Source organism: Bacillus sp. H1a (assembly GCF_000633475.1).
GTDB classification, from domain to species: domain Bacteria; phylum Bacillota; class Bacilli; order Bacillales; family Bacillaceae_G; genus Bacillus_A; species Bacillus_A paramycoides.
Genome location: NZ_AYMH01000080.1, coordinates 12,914 through 31,954, shown reverse-complemented (window position 1 = coordinate 31,954; position 19,041 = coordinate 12,914). Strand labels below are relative to the sequence as shown.

17 protein-coding genes and 2 tRNA genes are annotated in these 19,041 nt (G+C 35.7%); all 19 read left to right on the top strand.

What is annotated here, in order from left to right:
• Positions 1 to 50 precede the first annotated feature (50 nt).
• Positions 51 to 344, top strand: a complete 294-nt coding sequence (gene spoVG / locus U860_RS0128630; protein WP_002174553.1) for a septation regulator SpoVG — start codon at positions 51 to 53, stop codon at positions 342 to 344.
• Between the two features lie 325 nt (positions 345 to 669).
• Positions 670 to 2,049: a bifunctional UDP-N-acetylglucosamine diphosphorylase/glucosamine-1-phosphate N-acetyltransferase GlmU gene (gene glmU, locus U860_RS0128625; RefSeq protein WP_002174554.1), complete on the top strand. Its 1,380-nt coding sequence runs from the start codon at positions 670 to 672 to the stop codon at positions 2,047 to 2,049.
• An 18-nt stretch (positions 2,050 to 2,067) separates the two neighbouring features.
• Entirely contained in the window at positions 2,068 to 3,021 is a 954-nt protein-coding gene (locus tag U860_RS0128620) for a ribose-phosphate diphosphokinase (RefSeq protein ID WP_002174555.1), read from the top strand.
• A 72-nt stretch (positions 3,022 to 3,093) separates the two neighbouring features.
• The gene (pth, locus tag U860_RS0128615) at positions 3,094 to 3,654 is read left to right on the top strand and encodes an aminoacyl-tRNA hydrolase (protein WP_081806976.1); all 561 of its coding nucleotides are present in this window, start codon (positions 3,094 to 3,096) and stop codon (positions 3,652 to 3,654) included.
• A 70-nt stretch (positions 3,655 to 3,724) separates the two neighbouring features.
• Positions 3,725 to 3,949: an anti-sigma-F factor Fin family protein gene (locus tag U860_RS0128610; protein WP_002174557.1), complete on the top strand. Its 225-nt coding sequence runs from the start codon at positions 3,725 to 3,727 to the stop codon at positions 3,947 to 3,949.
• 105 nt (positions 3,950 to 4,054) lie between these two features.
• Complete coding sequence (mfd, locus tag U860_RS0128605) at positions 4,055 to 7,585, top strand: transcription-repair coupling factor (RefSeq protein WP_025151179.1); 3,531 nt, start codon at positions 4,055 to 4,057, stop codon at positions 7,583 to 7,585.
• Positions 7,586 to 7,721: 136 nt separating this feature from the next.
• A complete protein-coding gene (gene spoVT, locus U860_RS0128600) occupies positions 7,722 to 8,258 on the top strand; it encodes a stage V sporulation protein T (RefSeq protein ID WP_002174559.1) in 537 nt (178 codons plus the stop codon).
• A 232-nt stretch (positions 8,259 to 8,490) separates the two neighbouring features.
• Complete coding sequence (locus U860_RS0128595; protein ID WP_025151178.1) at positions 8,491 to 10,092, top strand: oligosaccharide flippase family protein; 1,602 nt, start codon at positions 8,491 to 8,493, stop codon at positions 10,090 to 10,092.
• 12 nt (positions 10,093 to 10,104) lie between these two features.
• Entirely contained in the window at positions 10,105 to 11,565 is a 1,461-nt protein-coding gene (gene mazG, locus U860_RS0128590; protein WP_025151177.1) for a nucleoside triphosphate pyrophosphohydrolase, read from the top strand.
• Positions 11,566 to 11,579: 14 nt separating this feature from the next.
• Positions 11,580 to 11,855: an RNA-binding S4 domain-containing protein gene (locus U860_RS0128585; RefSeq protein ID WP_002174562.1), complete on the top strand. Its 276-nt coding sequence runs from the start codon at positions 11,580 to 11,582 to the stop codon at positions 11,853 to 11,855.
• A gap of 58 nt (positions 11,856 to 11,913) precedes the next feature.
• Positions 11,914 to 12,222 (top strand): sporulation protein YabP, encoded by a 309-nt coding sequence (yabP, locus tag U860_RS0128580; protein WP_001059101.1) that lies wholly within the window; start codon positions 11,914 to 11,916, stop codon positions 12,220 to 12,222.
• Complete coding sequence (yabQ, locus tag U860_RS0128575) at positions 12,219 to 12,872, top strand: spore cortex biosynthesis protein YabQ (protein ID WP_025151176.1); 654 nt, start codon at positions 12,219 to 12,221, stop codon at positions 12,870 to 12,872. The genes yabP and yabQ overlap by 4 nt, the downstream gene beginning before the upstream one ends.
• Positions 12,869 to 13,228 (top strand): cell division protein DivIC, encoded by a 360-nt coding sequence (gene divIC, locus U860_RS0128570; protein WP_002174564.1) that lies wholly within the window; start codon positions 12,869 to 12,871, stop codon positions 13,226 to 13,228. The genes yabQ and divIC overlap by 4 nt, the downstream gene beginning before the upstream one ends.
• An 87-nt stretch (positions 13,229 to 13,315) precedes the next feature.
• A complete protein-coding gene (locus U860_RS0128565; protein ID WP_000021451.1) occupies positions 13,316 to 13,801 on the top strand; it encodes a S1 domain-containing RNA-binding protein in 486 nt (161 codons plus the stop codon).
• Between the two features lie 159 nt (positions 13,802 to 13,960).
• Positions 13,961 to 14,034 (top strand) — tRNA-Met (locus U860_RS0128560).
• A 13-nt stretch (positions 14,035 to 14,047) separates the two neighbouring features.
• A tRNA-Glu gene (locus U860_RS0128555) sits at positions 14,048 to 14,119 on the top strand.
• A 259-nt stretch (positions 14,120 to 14,378) separates the two neighbouring features.
• On the top strand, positions 14,379 to 16,850 hold the full coding sequence (gene spoIIE, locus U860_RS0128550) for a stage II sporulation protein E (protein ID WP_025151175.1): 2,472 nt from the start codon (positions 14,379 to 14,381) through the stop codon (positions 16,848 to 16,850).
• Positions 16,851 to 17,062: 212 nt separating this feature from the next.
• The gene (gene tilS, locus U860_RS0128545; RefSeq protein ID WP_025151174.1) at positions 17,063 to 18,493 is read left to right on the top strand and encodes a tRNA lysidine(34) synthetase TilS; all 1,431 of its coding nucleotides are present in this window, start codon (positions 17,063 to 17,065) and stop codon (positions 18,491 to 18,493) included.
• Entirely contained in the window at positions 18,490 to 19,032 is a 543-nt protein-coding gene (gene hpt, locus U860_RS0128540) for a hypoxanthine phosphoribosyltransferase (RefSeq protein ID WP_000981837.1), read from the top strand. The genes tilS and hpt overlap by 4 nt, the downstream gene beginning before the upstream one ends.
• The last annotated feature ends 9 nt before the right edge of the window (positions 19,033 to 19,041 follow it).

Here is a 19,041-nt window from a genome sequence, read left to right as displayed (position 1 = left end):
GGAATTTATACAAATATATCGCTTATTTAGAAAAGGGTGGTGAACACAAGATGGAAGTGACTGACGTAAGATTACGCCGCGTAAACACAGAAGGCCGTATGAGAGCGATTGCCTCTATTACTCTAGACCATGAATTTGTTGTTCATGATATTCGTGTAATTGATGGCAATAATGGATTATTTGTAGCAATGCCAAGTAAACGTACTCCAGATGGAGAATTCCGTGACATTGCACATCCAATTAATTCTAACACACGTTCTAAAATTCAAGATGCGGTTTTAGCAGAGTATCACCGTTTAGGCGAGTTAGAAGAAGTTGAGTTTGAAGAAGCAGGCGCTTCGTAAAATTCGAATGAAAAGGGCTTCTTAAAGAAAGCCCTATAATTTTGTAGCAAACTCCTGTAAGCATTTACAGGGGTTTGTTTTTTTGTGGAATTTTACACGTTTCTTATTTTAAATATTCATATTACATTAAAATAAAAATGAAAAACTTCTAATTTTTTCAAAATCATTTAAAATAGTATAGCTTATTTCTTAAAAAAGATACTAAAGAGTAAAACATCGTATAAGAATTATGGTAAAATTTAATAGTTATAATGTGTTTCTTGAAATATATGATGATTTAGGATAATATCTTTAATGGATAAATAGGTTGCGATGGAGGGTCTATATGTCAAACAGATTTGCAGTGATTCTGGCTGCAGGTAAAGGCACACGTATGAAGTCCAAGCTATACAAAGTGCTTCATCCTGTATGTGGAAAACCGATGGTACAACATGTAGTCGATCAAGTATCTCAATTAGGATTGCAGAAACTTGTAACAGTCGTTGGACATGGTGCTGAAAAGGTACAAGAACAGCTAGGAAACGTAAGTGAGTTTGCATTACAAGCAGAACAACTTGGTACAGCTCATGCTGTAGACCAAGCTGCAAGTGTACTTGCAAATGAAGAAGGAACAACTTTAGTTATTTGTGGTGATACACCTCTAATAACTGCTGAAACGATGGAAGCATTGCTTCAGCAACACGAAGAAGCGGGAGCAATGGCGACGGTGCTAACAGCGTACATAGAAGAGCCTGCTGGATATGGCCGTATCGTTCGTAATGAGAATGGTCATGTTGAAAAGATTGTTGAGCATAAGGATGCAAATGAAAAAGAATTAGCTATTAAAGAAATCAATACAGGTACGTATTGTTTTGATAATAAAGCTCTATTTGCTTCACTTTCTAAAGTTTCAAATGATAATGTACAAGGTGAATATTACCTTCCGGATGTTATTGAGATTTTAAAAAATGAAGGTCATATCGTATCAGCTTATCAAACAGAGCACTTCGATGAAACGTTAGGTGTTAACGACAGAGTCGCTCTATCGCAAGCGGAAATTATTATGAAAAACCGTATCAACCGAAAGAATATGGTGAATGGTGTTACAATCATTGATCCAAGTAACACATACATTTCTGCTGATGCAATTATTGGCAGTGATACAGTTCTTCACCCAGGAACAGTTATTGAGGGTAACACTGTAATTGGTTCTGATTGTGAAATTGGACCACATACAGTAATTCGCGATAGTGAAATTGGAGATCGTACGGTAATTCGTCAATCTACTGTACATGAAAGTAAACTTGGTACAGAAGTATCGGTTGGTCCATTTGCACATATTCGCCCAGATTCAGTTATTGGAGATGAAGTGCGCGTTGGAAACTTCGTGGAAATCAAAAAAACTGTTTTTGGTAATAGAAGTAAAGCTTCACACTTAAGTTATATCGGGGATGCACAAGTTGGAGAAGACGTGAATCTTGGTTGTGGTTCAATTACGGTGAACTACGACGGCAAGAATAAATTTAAAACTGTGATTGGTAACGGGGTATTTATTGGATGTAATTCAAATCTTGTTGCTCCTGTAACAGTTGAAGATGGTGCTTATGTGGCAGCAGGCTCTACAATTACAGAGAATGTTCCATCAAAAGCATTATCAGTAGCACGTGCACGTCAAGTTAACAAAGAAGACTATGTTGATCAATTGCTGAATAAGAAAAAATCATAATGTGGAGGGTTAATCTAGATGTCGACTCAATATCTAAATTCTAATTTGAAAGTATTCTCTTTAAACTCTAATAAGGAACTTGCTGAGCAAATCGCAAAGCATATTGGAGTAGGGCTAGGAAAATGTTCTGTTGATCGTTTTAGTGATGGAGAAGTTCAAATTAACATTGAAGAAAGTATCCGTGGTTGCGATGTATTCATTATTCAATCTACAAGCTTCCCAGTAAACGAACATATCATGGAATTACTTATTATGATCGATGCATTAAAACGTGCATCTGCAAAAACAATTAATATTGTTATTCCTTACTATGGTTATGCGCGTCAAGACCGTAAAGCGCGTTCTCGTGAACCAATTACATCGAAACTTGTAGCAAACTTGCTTGAAACAGCAGGTGCAACTCGTGTAATCACTCTAGATTTACATGCTCCACAAATTCAAGGATTCTTTGATATCCCAATCGACCACTTAATGGGTGTACCGATTCTTTCAGATTACTTTGAGACAAAAGGTCTTAAAGATATCGTAATCGTGTCTCCTGATCACGGTGGTGTAACTCGTGCTAGAAAAATGGCAGATCGTCTTAAAGCGCCAATCGCTATTATCGATAAGCGTCGTCCTCGTCCGAATGTATCAGAGGTAATGAACATTATCGGTAACATTGAAGGCAAAACAGCAATTTTAATTGATGACATTATTGATACAGCTGGTACAATTACATTAGCGGCAAACGCTCTTGTTGAGAACGGTGCTTCTGAAGTATATGCTTGCTGTACACACCCAGTATTATCTGGCCCAGCAATTGAGCGTATTCAAAATTCGAACATTAAAGAGTTAGTTGTAACGAACTCTATTGTATTACCAGAAGACAAGAAAATTGATAAGGTACATGAACTTTCAGTTGCTCCATTAATCGGAGAAGCAATCATTCGTGTATACGAAGAAGAATCTGTAAGTGTATTATTCAATTAATTGGATAGAATGAGACGTAACCAAGCTTGGTTACGTCTTTTCGTATCGAAAAAAGAAAGTAGTGGTACAAGAATGAAATTAATAGTAGGACTTGGGAACCCAGGTAGAGAATATGAATTAACAAGGCATAATATTGGGTTTATGGCGATTGATGAACTTGCAAAGCGTTGGAATATTTCTTTGAATGAACAAAAATTCAAAGGGTTATTTGGTACAGGCTTTGTTAACGGGGAAAAAGTAATCTTACTAAAACCACTTACATATATGAATTTATCTGGAGAAAGTATCCGTCCGCTCATGGATTATTATAAAATTGATGTCGAGGACTTCATTGTCATGTACGATGATTTAGATATTCCTGTAGGTAAATTACGCCTTCGTATGAAAGGTAGTGCGGGTGGACATAATGGTGTAAAATCAACAATTTCGCATTTAGGAACACAAGAATTTCAACGTATCCGCATGGGAATCGATCGTCCAAAAAATGGGATGAAGGTAGTGGATTATGTATTAGGGCGTTTTACGTCTGAAGAAACTTCCGGTGTCAATCAGTCCATTGAAAAAGCAGCTGATGCATGTGAGGAATGGTTAAATAAGCCTTTTCTTCAAATCATGAATACTTTCAATAGTTAAGCGTATAATTGAGAATATTTTATTTTATTTTAACCCATACTAGTAGTAATTGGATATTTAGGAGGCTAGTATGGAAGGATATTATTACTGCAGACATTGTGGGAACAATGTAGGTTCCATTATCGCAGAAAAAGTATATAGCGACGTTTTGTTTCAACTAACAGAGCAAGAAGTAGTGGATATGATTCATTTTCATGAGAATGGAAATATATATATAAAAACGATTTGTGAATCGTGTCAAGAAACGCTCGCATCTTATCCTGAGTATTATGAATATGAAAAATTTCTGCAATAAAATGTTGTCGCTTTGGCATGTCCAAAGCATTTTTCTGTTTTCTTTTTCCAAAATATTTGCATAAAATATAGTAACTTGCTCTTTATGTTGAGAGGAGTTTTGATAATGATAGGTTTATTAGAGCAATTTTATAAAAATGAAGAGATACAATCGGTTATTAATGGGCTAGAAGATGGGTTGAAAGAGCAACTTGTATCAGGTATGGCAACATCCTCTCGTTCATTATTAATGGCAGCTTTATATAAAAAAACAAAAAAATCACAACTTATTGTGACGCACAATTTATACCAAGCACAAAAAGTACATGAAGATTTAGTGGCGTTACTTGGTGAAAAAGATGTATGGCTATATCCAGTAAATGAATTGATTGCGTCAGAAATTGGTGTTGCAAGTCCAGAATTGAAGGCGCAGCGCATTGAAGTGTTAAATCGCTTAGCTGCGGGAGAGAATGGGATTATTGTAGCGCCAGTTGCAGGACTACGTAGATTTTTACCAATAAAAGAATTGTGGAAGCAAAGGCAAATTGAAATCAATCTAGGGCAAGAGATTGATTTAGATGCACTCTTGCATACTTTACATCATATTGGTTATGAGCGTAAGTCGATGGTAGAAGCTCCAGGGGAGTTCAGTCTGCGCGGGGGAATATTAGATATTTATCCATTAACTGAAGAATTACCATTTCGTATTGAATTCTTCGATACAGAAGTCGATTCTATTCGATTGTTTGATGTGGAAGAACAGCGCTCTCAAGATAAAAGGGAAAGTGTTAGGTTCGGCCCGGCAACAGAGTTTTTATTTTCACAGGAAGAATTGAAATCGGGAATCAAGCAGCTTGAAGAAGGTTTGACTAAAACGATGCAAAAGCTTTCCGATGATAAATTAAAGACTACGGTGCTTGAGACGGTAAGTCATGAAATTGAAATGTTGAAAAATGGGCAAAGTATAGAACAAATGTTTAAATACTTATCTATTTTTTATAAAGAACCTGCTAGTCTGATAGATTATTTACCGGAAAATGGTGTAGTTATTTTAGATGAGCTTTCCCGTATTCAAGAAACAGCATCACATCTTGAAACAGAAGAAGCGGAATGGTATATCTCACTTCTTGGTGAAGGAACAATTATTCAGGATTTATCTTTCTCCCACTCATTTGAGGAGTTTCTTCATCATAAAAAAAGAAGTTTTGTATATTTAACGTTATTCTTACGTCATATAGCACATACACACCCGCAAAACATTGTGAATGTGACGTGTAAAACGATGCAAGATTTCCACGGGCAGATGCAGTTGTTAAAAACTGAAATTGATAGATGGAATGAAGGACAGTTTACGACCGTTGTGCTCGGAACAGATGATGAACGTGTGAAAAAATTACAACATATTTTAAGTGATTATGATATTGATGCAGATATTGTGGAGGCCACAGATATCTTATTGCCTGGAAGGTTACAAATTGCTGTAGGTGATTTACATGCAGGATTTGAAATGCCGATGCAAAAATTTGTTGTTATTACTGAAAAAGAGCTTTTTCATAAGAAAGTTAAAAAATCGCAACGCAAACAAAAGTTATCTAACGCTGAACGTATTAAAAGTTATTCGGAATTAAAAGTTGGGGACTATGTAGTTCATGTAAACCATGGTATAGGTAAATTTTTAGGTATTGAGACATTAGAGATTAACGGTGTTCATAAAGATTATTTAAATATTAAATATCAAGGTAATGATAAGTTATACGTTCCAATTGAACAAATTGACCAAGTGCAAAAATATGTAGGATCTGAAGGTAAGGATCCAAAAGTTTATAAATTGGGCGGAAATGATTGGAAGAAGGTCAAAACGAAAGTTGAAAAATCTGTACAAGACATTGCAGATGACCTAATTAGATTATATGCCGAGCGCGAAGCTTCAAAAGGTTATGCATATACGCCAGATACGGCAGAACAACAAGAATTTGAATCTTCTTTCCCATATCAAGAGACAGAGGATCAATTACGTTCTATTGAAGAGATTAAGAAAGATATGGAACGCGGACGTCCGATGGATAGGCTTCTTTGTGGTGACGTAGGGTATGGAAAGACTGAAGTAGCTATTCGTGCGGCATTTAAAGCAATTATGGATGAAAAACAAGTTGCGATTTTAGTACCGACAACAATCCTTGCACAACAACACTATGAAACAATTCGAGAGCGTTTTCAAGATTACCCAATTAATATAGGGTTACTAAGTAGATTCCGTACGCGGAAACAACAAAATGAAACGATTAAGGGTTTAAAAGATGGAACGGTGGATATTGTAATCGGAACGCATCGTATTTTATCTAAAGATGTTACTTATAAAGATTTAGGACTTCTTATTATTGATGAGGAACAAAGATTCGGCGTTACGCATAAAGAAAAAATTAAACAATTGAAAGCAAATGTTGACGTGTTAACATTAACGGCAACGCCGATTCCACGTACCCTACATATGTCTATGCTTGGTGTGCGCGATTTATCTGTTATTGAGACACCGCCAGAGAATCGTTTCCCAGTACAAACATATGTAGTAGAGTATAATCCAGCGTTAATGCGAGAAGCGATAGAGCGAGAGCTTGCAAGGGGTGGTCAAATTTACTTCCTATATAACCGTGTGGAGGATATTGAAAGAAAAGCAGATGAAATTTCGATGTTAGTTCCAGATGCGCGTGTAACATACGCACACGGGAAAATGAATGAAGGTGAATTAGAGTCTGTTATGCTATCGTTTTTAGAAGGACAGCATGATGTTCTTGTAAGTACAACTATTATTGAGACGGGTGTAGATATTCCGAATGTAAATACATTAATTGTATTTGATGCAGATCGTATGGGATTATCGCAGTTGTATCAGCTTCGTGGGCGCGTTGGACGTTCTAATCGCGTCGCGTATGCATACTTTGCATACAAACGTGATAAAGTGTTATCGGAAGTTGCAGAGAAGCGTTTGCAGGCAATTAAAGAGTTCACAGAACTTGGATCTGGTTTCAAAATTGCGATGAGAGACTTATCAATTCGTGGTGCGGGTAACTTGTTAGGGGCAGAACAACATGGATTTATTGATTCTGTCGGATTTGATCTGTATTCTCAAATGTTAAAAGATGCAATTGAACAACGTAGAGGAACAGACGGAGTTGAACATACGGTTAATGTTGAAATTGACTTAGAAGTAGATGCATATTTACCGGATGCTTATATTTCAGATAGTAAACAAAAAATTATGATGTATAAACAATTTAGAGGTGTTTCTGCAATTGAGGATATTGAAGAGTTGCAGGAAGAGATGATCGATAGATTTGGTGATTATCCACAAGAAGTTGGTTATTTATTACAAATCGCAAACATTAAAGTGTTGGCAATGAAAGAACAAATTGAGTTAATTAAGCAAAATAAATTTGAAGTAACATTCCTGTTTTCTGAACAAGCGAGCCAAAATATCGATGGTGGAAAATTATTCATGCTTGGGAATAGCTTTGGTCGTATGATCGGTCTTGGCATGGAAGGTTCACAATTGAAAATTGTTATGAAAACGAATGGTTTAGAGACATCGAAATGGTTAACAATTGCTGAAAATTTATTAAAAGGTTTGCCAGATGTAAAAAAAGAAGTAATAAATGCCTAATATAAGATAAAAAAATGCAATTCGACGTGCATAGAAGAACTAATGTGTAAAATACTATGTTTAACAGTTGGTGATTTTTACATGAACAGGTAAATTCACCACTTTGATCATCAGTAGAAAGTGAGGCAGCATTAGAATGAAAGCAACTGGAATCGTACGTCGAATTGATGATTTAGGCAGGGTAGTAATTCCGAAGGAAATTCGTAGAACTTTACGTATCCGTGAGGGAGACCCTTTAGAGATTTTTGTTGATCGCGATGGAGAAGTTATTTTGAAAAAATATTCTCCGATTAGTGAACTAGGTGATTTTGCAAAAGAATATACGGAAGCTTTATACGATAGCTTAGGACATAATGTGCTTGTATGCGATCGTGATTCTATTATCGCAGTAGCGGGCGTATCTAAAAAAGAATACTTAAATAAAAGTGTTGGCGATTTAATTGAGAAGACAATGGAAGAGCGTAAGTCTGTAATTATGACAGATGAAAGCGAAATTTCAATTATTGATGGAGTAGCAGAAAGAGTTAGCTCCTATACAATTGGCCCGATTGTTGCGAATGGAGATCCAATTGGAGCTGTTATTATCTTCTCTAAAGAGGCTATTATAAGTGAAGTAGAGCATAAGTCAGTAAATACAGCTGCAAGCTTTTTAGCGAAACAAATGGAGCAGTAAGGTCATATCGAATTTTAGAAGTAGCAATCTTTCCTAATTATGATATTTCTTCTTAAGAAATCAATTATTTGGAGATATAGGTATATCGAATGAAGGTAGCACTTTGCTACCTTTTTTCGTTGAATATTTTTGAAACTGAAAGAAGTCATTATTACTCGTGTATGCAAGGGAGTTTGTTTTTTTCTTTATGATATAATACGAGGGGTGAGAATAGAAAAAGGAGTTTTCTTGTATGGAAGCGAAGAAGTATCAAGCCTTTTGGCGTGGGGCTATTATATTAACAATCGCAAGTTTTGTTACGAAAGTATTAAGCGCTTTTTACCGTATTCCATATCAAAATATAGCGGGTGATATTGGTTTTTATATTTACCAACAAATTTATCCGTTTTATGGATTTTGTTTAATTTTAGCTACTTATGGGTTTCCCATTATTATTTCAAAAATGGTCGCAGAAAGATTAGAAAGAGGAAAACAAAAAGAAGCAGAAGAAATTATTTGTGTGTCTTTTTGGTTTTTATTAGGGATTGGCTTCGTAGGATTTTTCACATTGTTCTTTGGTGCCGAAACAATTGCATCGGCTATGGGCGATATACATTTAGATAAATTATTGCGTGTTATTTCATTTTCGTTTCTACTAATGCCATTCTTATCTGTAGCGAGAGGGTACTTTCAAGGGTTCAATAATATGATGCCGACGGCTGTTTCACAAGTAATTGAACAAACGATTCGTGTGTCTATTATTGTATTTTTATCACTATTCCTTATTGCTCATGGATTTGATCTATATACAGTCGGTGCAGGTGCTATGTTAGGTTCAATTGCAGGCGGGCTTATTGGGATTATCGTACTTTTACTTTATATGCGTCATGATTTTCGTGCTATCTTCTTTAAAAGTTGGAAGAGCATTAGCAATAAAAAAAAGATTGTTAAAATCCTTTTTTGGCAGGGATTAGCGATTTGTGTTAGTAATTTAGTCCTTATTTTTATACAAATGGCTGATTCTGTTTCGTTTTATACTTTGCTTATCCGCGCGGGAGAGCAAGTTGAAAATGCAAAGATGCTCAAAGGTATTTATGATAGAAGTATCCCGCTTATGCAATTAGGTACTGTTGTGACAACTTCTTTCTCATTGTCACTTATTCCTATTATTACAGCGGCGAAGGAAAGAGGAGATCTTTCATTTATTCAAGAAAAGGTAAAGTTAGCAATGAAAATAACATTTGTTATTGGATGTGCAGCGGCTATTGGATTAACCTGTATTATTCAACCTACAAATATTATGTTGTTTGAAAATAGTGATGGATCAGATGTGTTATCTATTTTATCTTTATCTATTTTATTTAGTTCATTGTCAATTACAACTGCTTCTATTTTGCAAGGGTTGGGACAGACATTAAAACCAGCACTATTCGTTGTATTTGGAGGCTGTTTGAAGTTAGTTTTAAACTATATGTTAATGCCATATTTTGGTGTTAAAGGAGCTGCGATTGCAACTTTAATTGCGCTTGTTGTAATTGCCTTGTTAAATAGTGTATTACTTATGCAATCTGTATCGGAGTCGCTTATTGATAAGCGGAATATGTTAGGTGTAGCTATTAGTGGTATCGGTATGGGATTTGTATTAATAGTGTTTATGCGCGTATCACAAATGTCGGGATTAGTAATTGATACAGAGCATAGAGGAGTCGCAACGATTGAAGCATTGTTAGGTGTAGCTATTGGTGGATTGACATATATGTTTTTAATTTTAAAATTACGTGTATTTACAAAAGAAGAATTAGGAACCGTTATGAAACAAGAGAAAAAAGAAGGTTCATTAAAGAAGAGTGGATAGGGGTGACAGGTTGTGAGTGGAATCATTACTATTTTGGGATTAGGTGCTGGCGAGTTAGATCAGTTGACGATGGGTGTATATCGAAAGATAAAAGAAGCGGACCATATGTTTGTTAGAACGAAGGAACATCCAGTTATAGAAGAATTGGAAAAAGAAGGTATAAAGTATACGGCTTTTGATAATGTATATGAAGCACATGATACATTTGAAATCGTATATGAAACAATCGCGAATACATTACTGGAACAAGCTAAAGGTGCAGAAATTATTTATGCTGTTCCAGGTCATCCGCTTGTAGCAGAAAGAACAGTTCAGCTCCTTTTGCAAAAAGGAGAAGTGGCAAATGTTGAAGTGCGAATTGAAGGTGGACAAAGTTTCCTTGATCCGATGTTTGCAAGTTTAAAAATTGATCCGATCGAAGGATTCCAATTAATTGATGCTACATCATTTGAAAGAGGGCAATTAGAATTACGTCAACATTTAATCTTTTGCCAAGTGTATGATGCGTTCGTTGCTTCGGATGTGAAGCTAACGTTAATGGAAATGTTGTCAGACGATTACGAAGTGTACATCGTAACAGCTGCAGGAACTTCATTTGAGCAAGTGAAAAAGGTACCGTTATACATGTTAGATCATGAAACGGAATTAAATAATTTAACGAGTGTATATGTACCGCCAGTTAAGGCACGTGCGTCCTTATATCAGCAGTTTGATGTGCTTAGAGAAATTATTGCTGATCTGCGTGGACCGAATGGTTGTCCGTGGGATAAAAAGCAGACGCATCAATCTTTAAAGAAATACTTAATTGAAGAAGCGTATGAAGTGTTAGAAGCAATTGATGAAGAGGATGATGATCACTTAGTAGAAGAGCTGGGTGATATATTATTGCAAGTTATGCTCCATGCCCAAATTGGAGAGGATGAAGGTTGGTTCTCAATAGATGATATTATTCGAACTTTATCTGAGAAAATGGTTCGTCGTCATCCACATGTGTTTGGGAATACAGATGTAAATAATGCTGATGAAGTGATTGTGAATTGGGAAGAAATAAAAAAACAAGAAAAAGGATTCGTAAAAGAATCTGTTTTAACTGGAATTCCAAAAAGTTTACCGCAATTAATGCGTGCTTATGAAATTCAGAAGAAGGCTGGAAAAGTTGGGTTTGATTGGGTTGATGTGCAGCCGATGATAGAGAAAGCCTTAGAAGAATGGCAAGAATTCCAGCAAGAAGTTATAAATATGGATGAGGAAAAGATGCTAGGTGAATTTGGTGACTTACTATTTGCATTTGTTAATATAGCTCGTCATTATAACTTAGATCCAGAAGAAGCGTTACGTTCAACTAATGAGAAATTTATGGACCGTTTTTTATACATGGAAGCAAAAGTAGCTGAAATGAATAAAGAAATGCAAGATTTATCATTAGAACAGTTAGATGTTTTATGGGAAGAGGCAAAACAAACAGAGCGCTAATAGGGGGATTTGATATGCGTCTAGATAAGTTTTTGAAAGTATCACGTTTAATTAAAAGAAGAACATTAGCAAAAGAAGTATCTGATCAAGGAAGAATATCGATCAATGGCCAAGTGGCAAAAGCGAGTTCAGATGTAAAAGTGGATGATGAATTAACAATTCGTTTCGGTCAAAAAATAGTAACTGTGAAAGTAAACGAATTGAAAGAAACAACTAAAAAAGAAGATGCGGCAAACATGTATAGTATGGTTCGCGAAGAAAAAGTAAAAGCGGAAGAAGGCTTGTTCTAAAGTCGGTTGCCCCTTCATACATTACTATTAGCTAGTATAAAGCTATGGGGGGATTTTCGTGAATAATGGTTACTCACCTATGTCTTCTAATCAACAAAATGTTTCTGTAGAGCATGATATTATCATGCGTGGCAGGCGTGTAATCGATATTACTGGTGTAAAGCAAGTGGAGAGTTTTGATAGCGAAGAATTTTTACTCGAGACTGTAATGGGCTTTTTAACAATTCGTGGTCAAAATTTGCAAATGAAGAATTTAGATGTAGAAAAGGGTGTTGTATCGATTAAAGGGAAAGTTCATGAGATGCTGTATATTGATGAGAACCAAGGGGAGAAAACTAAAGGCTTCTTTAGTAAGTTGTTTAAATGAGCCTAACAGTCCAGTTGTATACAATGCTTTCAATGATTGGAATGGGTGCTTGGATTGGTGCATCTTTAGATACATATCAACGGTTTTTAAAACGCCAAGAGCGTAAGCGTTGGCTTGTATTTATACACGATATACTATTTTGGATTGTCCAAGCATTATTCGTTTTTTATGTATTACTGCTTGTGAATGAAGCTGAACTACGTATATATGTATTTTTGGCGTTATTATGTGGTTTTGCAGCATATCAAAGCTTATTGAAAGCATTATACATGAAGATGTTAAATTTTCTCATCTATATTTTTGTACAAACAACACAATTTTTTGTTCGAATTATACAGCTACTCATGATAAAACCTGTTATTATTATAGCGCAGCTATTTATTGCATTTATATTATTCTTATTTCGTATACTGCTTTCAATTGGACATGTGTTATGGAAAATGGTGATTTGGATATTACTTTTTATATGGAAAGTTTTTGTCTGGCCTGTTCGATTTATTGCTTCGCTCATATGGAAACTTCTCCCTAATCGTGTTAAACTTTTTATAATGAAGCATGTAGGGTTCCTGCAATACGTAGCAAAATTGAAGGGACATATCTTCCAATTATTGGAGCGTATAAAAAAGAAGTTAGGGGGACCTCGGAAATGAGGGAACTGAGACAAAGAACAATCGAAAAACAGAGTCCAAATCCTGTTAAAGAACATATAATACAAACGGATGAGAACGGGAAGCGACTTTATCGCCGTTTAGCGGTTTTTCTTGTCTTTGCTTTTACAATTATTGCTAGTATTAGTGTGACGTTTTATCAACAAAACAGTTCCATTAAAGCAAAAGAAGCAAAAGTTAAGGACATGAAAAAAGAACTGGATTCATTAACGAAAAAAGAAAAGAATCTAAAAGATGAAGTTCAAAAGTTGAATGATGAAGAGTACGTTTTAAAGATTGCTAGAAGGGATTATTTCTTCTCCGGAAAAGGGGAGATAATTTTTCCTGTTTCTAAGTAGAGTATGTCTTATTGACACTATATTTTAGGATTATATATAATAAAGTAAAATTTGACTTTTTAACCACTAAGGAGGAGCATTTTTTTTATGTCAATCGAGGTAGGCAGCAAGTTACAGGGTAAAGTAACAGGTATTACAAATTTTGGGGCTTTTGTGGAGCTGCCAGAAGGCTTAACGGGTCTTGTTCATATTAGTGAGGTTGCTGATAATTATGTGAAAGATATCAACGATCACTTAAAAGTGGGCGACCAAGTAGAAGTAAAAGTTATTAATGTTGAAAAAGATGGGAAAATTGGTCTATCTATTAAAAAAGCGAAAGAACGTGAAAAGACAGAAGGAGATCGTCCACGTGGTGAATACCAACGCGGTGGTGATCAACAACGTTCTGGACGTCCACAACGTAATAATCGTTCTTTCAACAGAGATAACCGCGGTGGCGGTAACGACCGAGCTCCAAAAGAAACATTTGAGCAAAAGATGGCACGCTTTTTAAAAGATAGTGAAGATCGTTTAACTTCTTTAAAGCGTAACACAGAATCTAAACGTGGTGGCCGTGGCGCACGTCGCGGATAATAAGTCCGTTTAATTCTGAACATATAGAGAGGTACCCAGAGTGATTACTCGGGGTGCTTTTTTATATGGAAGAATATATTTTAAAAAAGTTTTTGAGATGTGTTGACTTTAAAGCATATCTGATGTAAGATACTAATTGTCCGTTAAATAAGACGACATGGCGGTGTAGCTCAGCTGGCTAGAGCGTACGGTTCATACCCGTGAGGTCGGGGGTTCGATCCCCTCCGCCGCTATATTTAATTTAACGGCCCGTTGGTCAAGTGGTTAAGACACCGCCCTTTCACGGCGGTAACACGGGTTCGAATCCCGTACGGGTCATCTAAAAAGATCATGCAAATTTGCATGGTCTTTTTTTGTTAAATAAATTCAGACATACAATACTTCTACAAAATCGCCCTATATTTTCTGAACATTCTTTTAATTATCTTTAAATAAATTAAATACCATGTATATATGTAGAGTTATTTCGAATAAAAAGTCGAACGATTATAAAAGTGAGAACTGTTGTTTTGACAAAAATCCCAATAATCATCTTTTATAATGATAGTAATTAAACTATGCAGGTGGTGTTAAAAATATGCCTAAAGCAGGAAGGAATACTATGAATACAAGTGCATTGGCGATGAATGAAAGTCAGCTTGGGACAATAAAGTGGACGAGTAAGTTGCGAATGAAGTTTGAACAAGTTTTCTTTAGATGGGGATTCATTATTGTTGTAATTGGTTTTCTTTTGGGACGAGCATATATATTAACAAACATTTTACCGTTTGCATTGCCGTTTTTTGCTGCTGTCTATGTTATGAAGCGAGATAAAATGCCGCTCGCGTTCTTAGCTCTCATGGGTGGGGCACTTTCAGTTTCGATAGATAATTTATTTTTTACTTTTGCATCTATTTTTACGTTCTTTATTTATAATATCTTCTTTAGTCGGTTTACACGTAAAACTGTTGGACTTGTGCCATTCCAAGTATTTATCTCCGCATTAACCGCACATTTAGTTGTTGTATATTTTGCACAGCAAACTGTCACCATGTATGATTTGCTCGTTAGTACGATCGAAGCAGGGCTTAGCTTCGTATTAACGATGATATTTTTACAAAGTGTTCCGCTTTTAGTGGAAAGGAAAGGGAAACAACAAGCGTTAGAAACAGAAGAAATTGTTTGTTTAATTATATTACTAGCATCTGTTTTAACGGGTACAACAGATTGGTTTGTTTATGATGCTTCTATTCAACATATTTTCACTAGATATTTAGTATTAGTATTTGCCTTTATTGCCGGTGCGGCTACAGGATCCACAGTGGGAGTCGTTACTGGATTAATATTAAGTTTAGCGAATGTGTCTAGCTTGTCTCAACTTAGTCTTCTTGCCTTTTCAGGATTGCTTGGTGGATTGTTAAAAGAAGGGAAACGTATAGGAGTTAGTTTAGGTTTATTAATTGGTACAAGTTTAATTACGTTATATGTAGACAAGCAAACAAGTATTGTAACAACTTTAATTGAATCTGGTGTGGCAATTGTTTTCTTCTTATTAACACCGAAACTTGTTATGGATCGTATTGCTAAATTTATGCCGGGTACACAGGAGCATTCACAAGATCAACAACAATATTTAAGAAGGATGCGCGATGTTACGGCGAACAAAATCAATCAATTTGCTAATGTATTTGCTGCTTTGTCTAATAGCTTTTCTGTATATGGATATGTGGAAGAGGAAGATAAAGAAACAGAAGCGGATTTATTTTTAAGTACAATTACTGCGAAAACATGCCAAACATGCTTTAAAAAAGATCAATGCTGGGTAGTTAATTTCGATAAAACGTACGATTATATGAAACAAATAATGAGCGAAACGGAAGAAGGAACGTTGCAACATAATCGGAAGTTAGTTCGCGAATGGGACAAGCATTGTGTGAGAGGGAAGAAAGTGACAGATTTAGTAGCGGGTGAATTAGATCACTTCTATGAGGGACAGAAATTACGCAAACAAATGAAAGAAAATCGTAGAATTGTAGCGGAGCAATTACTAGGTGTATCAAAAGTAATGGAAGATTTCGCTAAGGAGATACAGCGAGAACGAGAAAACCACCAAGTGCAAGAAGAACAGATTTTGCAAGCATTTCGCGATTTCGGCGTCGAAGTGGAGCATGTTGATATTTATTGTTTAGATAGAGGAAGCATTGATATTGAAATGTTGATTCCAGCTGCATCTAATGAGCATGGAGAATGTGAGAAGTTGGTTGCGCCGATGCTTTCAGATATTTTAAAAGAAAATATTGTCGTTAAGCATGAGGAGAAATCCTCTTATCCAAATGGTCACAGTTTAATATCATTTGGTTCAGCGAAGACGTATTCTCTTGATACAGGATTGGCCACAGCTGCAAAAGGTGGTGGATTTGTTTCAGGTGATTCCTATGCGATGATGGATTTAAGTGTTGGTAAATATGCACTTGCGATTAGTGATGGTATGGGAAATGGGCAAAGGGCTCATATGGAGAGTAAGGAAACGGTAAAATTATTACAAAAGATACTTCAATCAGGTATTGATGAGGAAATAGCGATTAAGTCCATCAATTCAATTCTTTCTTTAAGAACGACAGAGGAGATGTATACAACACTTGACTTAGCTATGGTAGATTTACGGGATGCGAGTGCGAAGTTTTTAAAGGTTGGATCGACGCCAAGTTTTGTTAAACGCGGAAATAATATTTTGAAAATTGAAGCAAGTAATTTGCCGATTGGAATCATTGAAGATGTTGAAGTTGATGTGGTTGGTGAGCAATTAAAAACGGGAGATATTCTTATCATGATGAGCGATGGTATTTTTGAGGGAGCGCAACATGTGGAGAATCACGAATTATGGATAAAACGTAAAATTAAAGAACTACAAACAGAAGATCCACAAGAAATTGCTGATATTATCATGGAAGAAGTAATTAGGTCTGGCGATGGTTATATAAATGATGATATGACTATTGTGGTGGCAAAGGTAAAGAAAAATATGCCGAAGTGGGCCACGATTCCAATAGTAGGAATGCAGGCGCAATAAATTAAATTATTACTGAAAAGACCTAGGTAAATGCCTAGGTCTTTTTGATTAAAAAAGGTAATGTTATTACTTTTGTGAATATACAGAGGGGATGTAAGATAAAAATGTGAATTTTGTACATCTTTTTTTTGCACAATGTTTGTAAAAGTTGTACCATTATATACAAGGTAACTAATGTTGCTGTTCTTGTTTAATGAAAGGTGATTGCGAAGTTGAAAGATACATTTGTTGAAAAAGTAGATGACTTTGTAAAGCGGCATGATGTATTAAAGGAACATTCAACAATTGTTGTAGGGGTTTCTGGTGGCCCTGACTCTTTGGCTCTTCTATATTATTTGTTGGAAAAAAGAGCAGAAAAGCAGCTCGAAATTGTAGTAGCCCATGTGGATCATATGTTTAGAGGTGATGAATCTCATGAGGACCTACAGTTTGTACGTAATCTTTGCAAAGAGTTAGGAATTATTTGCGAAACGATAAGGGTTAATGTGTCGCAATATCAACAGCAATATGGAATGAATGCACAAGTTGCTGCTAGAGAATGCAGATATGCATTTTTGGAAAGAATAATGAAGAAATATGATGCGAGATATGTAGCTCTTGGCCATCATGGAGATGATCAAGTAGAGACGATTTTAATGCGCCTTGTACGAGGAAGTACTCCGAAAGGGTACGCAGGAATTGCAGTGAAGCGTCCTTTTCATAATGGATATTTAATTAGGCCGTTACTTGGAGTAACTAAGGAAGAAATTGTTGATTACTGTAATAAGCTAAAAGTAATCCCACGTATAGATCCGAGTAATAAAAAGGAAGTATATACAAGGAATCGATTACGTAAATATGTCCTTCCTTATTTGAAAGAGGAAAATCCACAAATGCATGAGAAATTTCAAAAATTTAGCGTGCAGATGCAAGAGGATGAGGCATATTTGCAGGAATTAGCTTTTGAGAAGATGAATAAAGTAATTACAAAAAAAAGCGATAAACAAATTAGCTTATCAATTCCTGCCTTTGAATCCATGTCTATGCCTTTACAAAGGAGAGGGATTCAACTAATATTAAACTATCTTTATGAATATAAGATTCCATCTTCGCTTTCTTCTATACATATTGACAAGGTGATCGAATTTTTTAAGCGGACACAACCTTCAGGTTCACTTGATTTTCCGGGTGGTTTGAAAATTGTTCGCACATACGAAGAATGTAGCTTTGGATTTAAACAAGAAATTGTTTCTCCTTTTTCGCAAGATTTATCAGTACCTGGGACAATTACATTGTCGAATGGGGATAAACTTGTAACAGAGGTGAGCGAAGATATACCAAGTAGCATGAATGAAACAGTATTTGTTGCTAAGTATAATGATATATCGTATCCACTTCGTATCCGTTCTAGGGAAAATGGAGATCGCATGTCAATACAAGGTATGGATGGTACAAAAAAGATAAAAGCTATTTTTATCGAAGCGAAAGTACCAAAAGAAAAAAGAGAAGAATGGCCGATCGTTTGTGACGCAAGTGGAAATATTATTTGGGTACCCTTGTTGAAACGATCTGCATTTGCTACTTCGAAAGAGATAGCAAAGAGGGATAAATATATGATTATTCACTACAAAAGCAAGGAGTCTTCCGGGAGGATAATGAAATGATGAATCAAGATATCGAAAAAGTATTAATTTCTGAAGAACAAATACAGGAAAAGGTGCACGAACTAGGTGCGATTATTGCAGAGGATTACAAAAATACAGTACCTCTTGCAATTGGTGTACTAAAGGGCGCAATGCCATTTATGGCAGATTTATTAAAGAGAACAGATACATATCTTGAAATGGATTTTATGGCTGTATCTAGCTATGGCCACTCTACAGTTTCGACAGGCGAAGTAAAAATCTTAAAAGATCTTGATACTTCTGTAGAAGGTCGCGATATTTTAATCGTTGAAGATATTATTGATAGCGGTCTTACGCTAAGCTATTTAGTGGACCTATTTAAATATCGTAAAGCGAAATCTGTAAAAATTGTTACGTTATTAGATAAGCCAACAGGCCGTAAGGTTGATCTGAAAGCAGATTATGTTGGATTTACTGTTCCTCATGAATTTGTTGTAGGATATGGATTAGATTATAAAGAGCAATACCGTAATCTTCCTTATGTAGGAGTATTAAAACCAAGTGTTTACTCAAATTAATTAAATACA

Coding starts and splice junctions, on each gene's coding strand:
- U860_RS0128595 (WP_025151178.1), top strand. CDS start 8,491: ATGGAAGCGAAGAAGTATCAAGCCTTTTGGCGTGGGGCTATTATATTA.
- divIC (WP_002174564.1), top strand. CDS start 12,869: ATGAGGGAACTGAGACAAAGAACAATCGAAAAACAGAGTCCAAATCCT.
- pth (WP_081806976.1), top strand. CDS start 3,094: ATGAAATTAATAGTAGGACTTGGGAACCCAGGTAGAGAATATGAATTA.
- spoVG (WP_002174553.1), top strand. CDS start 51: ATGGAAGTGACTGACGTAAGATTACGCCGCGTAAACACAGAAGGCCGT.
- U860_RS0128585 (WP_002174562.1), top strand. CDS start 11,580: ATGCGTCTAGATAAGTTTTTGAAAGTATCACGTTTAATTAAAAGAAGA.
- mfd (WP_025151179.1), top strand. CDS start 4,055: ATGATAGGTTTATTAGAGCAATTTTATAAAAATGAAGAGATACAATCG.
- hpt (WP_000981837.1), top strand. CDS start 18,490: ATGATGAATCAAGATATCGAAAAAGTATTAATTTCTGAAGAACAAATA.
- glmU (WP_002174554.1), top strand. CDS start 670: ATGTCAAACAGATTTGCAGTGATTCTGGCTGCAGGTAAAGGCACACGT.
- U860_RS0128620 (WP_002174555.1), top strand. CDS start 2,068: ATGTCGACTCAATATCTAAATTCTAATTTGAAAGTATTCTCTTTAAAC.
- yabQ (WP_025151176.1), top strand. CDS start 12,219: ATGAGCCTAACAGTCCAGTTGTATACAATGCTTTCAATGATTGGAATG.
- spoIIE (WP_025151175.1), top strand. CDS start 14,379: ATGCCTAAAGCAGGAAGGAATACTATGAATACAAGTGCATTGGCGATG.
- U860_RS0128610 (WP_002174557.1), top strand. CDS start 3,725: ATGGAAGGATATTATTACTGCAGACATTGTGGGAACAATGTAGGTTCC.
- spoVT (WP_002174559.1), top strand. CDS start 7,722: ATGAAAGCAACTGGAATCGTACGTCGAATTGATGATTTAGGCAGGGTA.
- U860_RS0128565 (WP_000021451.1), top strand. CDS start 13,316: ATGTCAATCGAGGTAGGCAGCAAGTTACAGGGTAAAGTAACAGGTATT.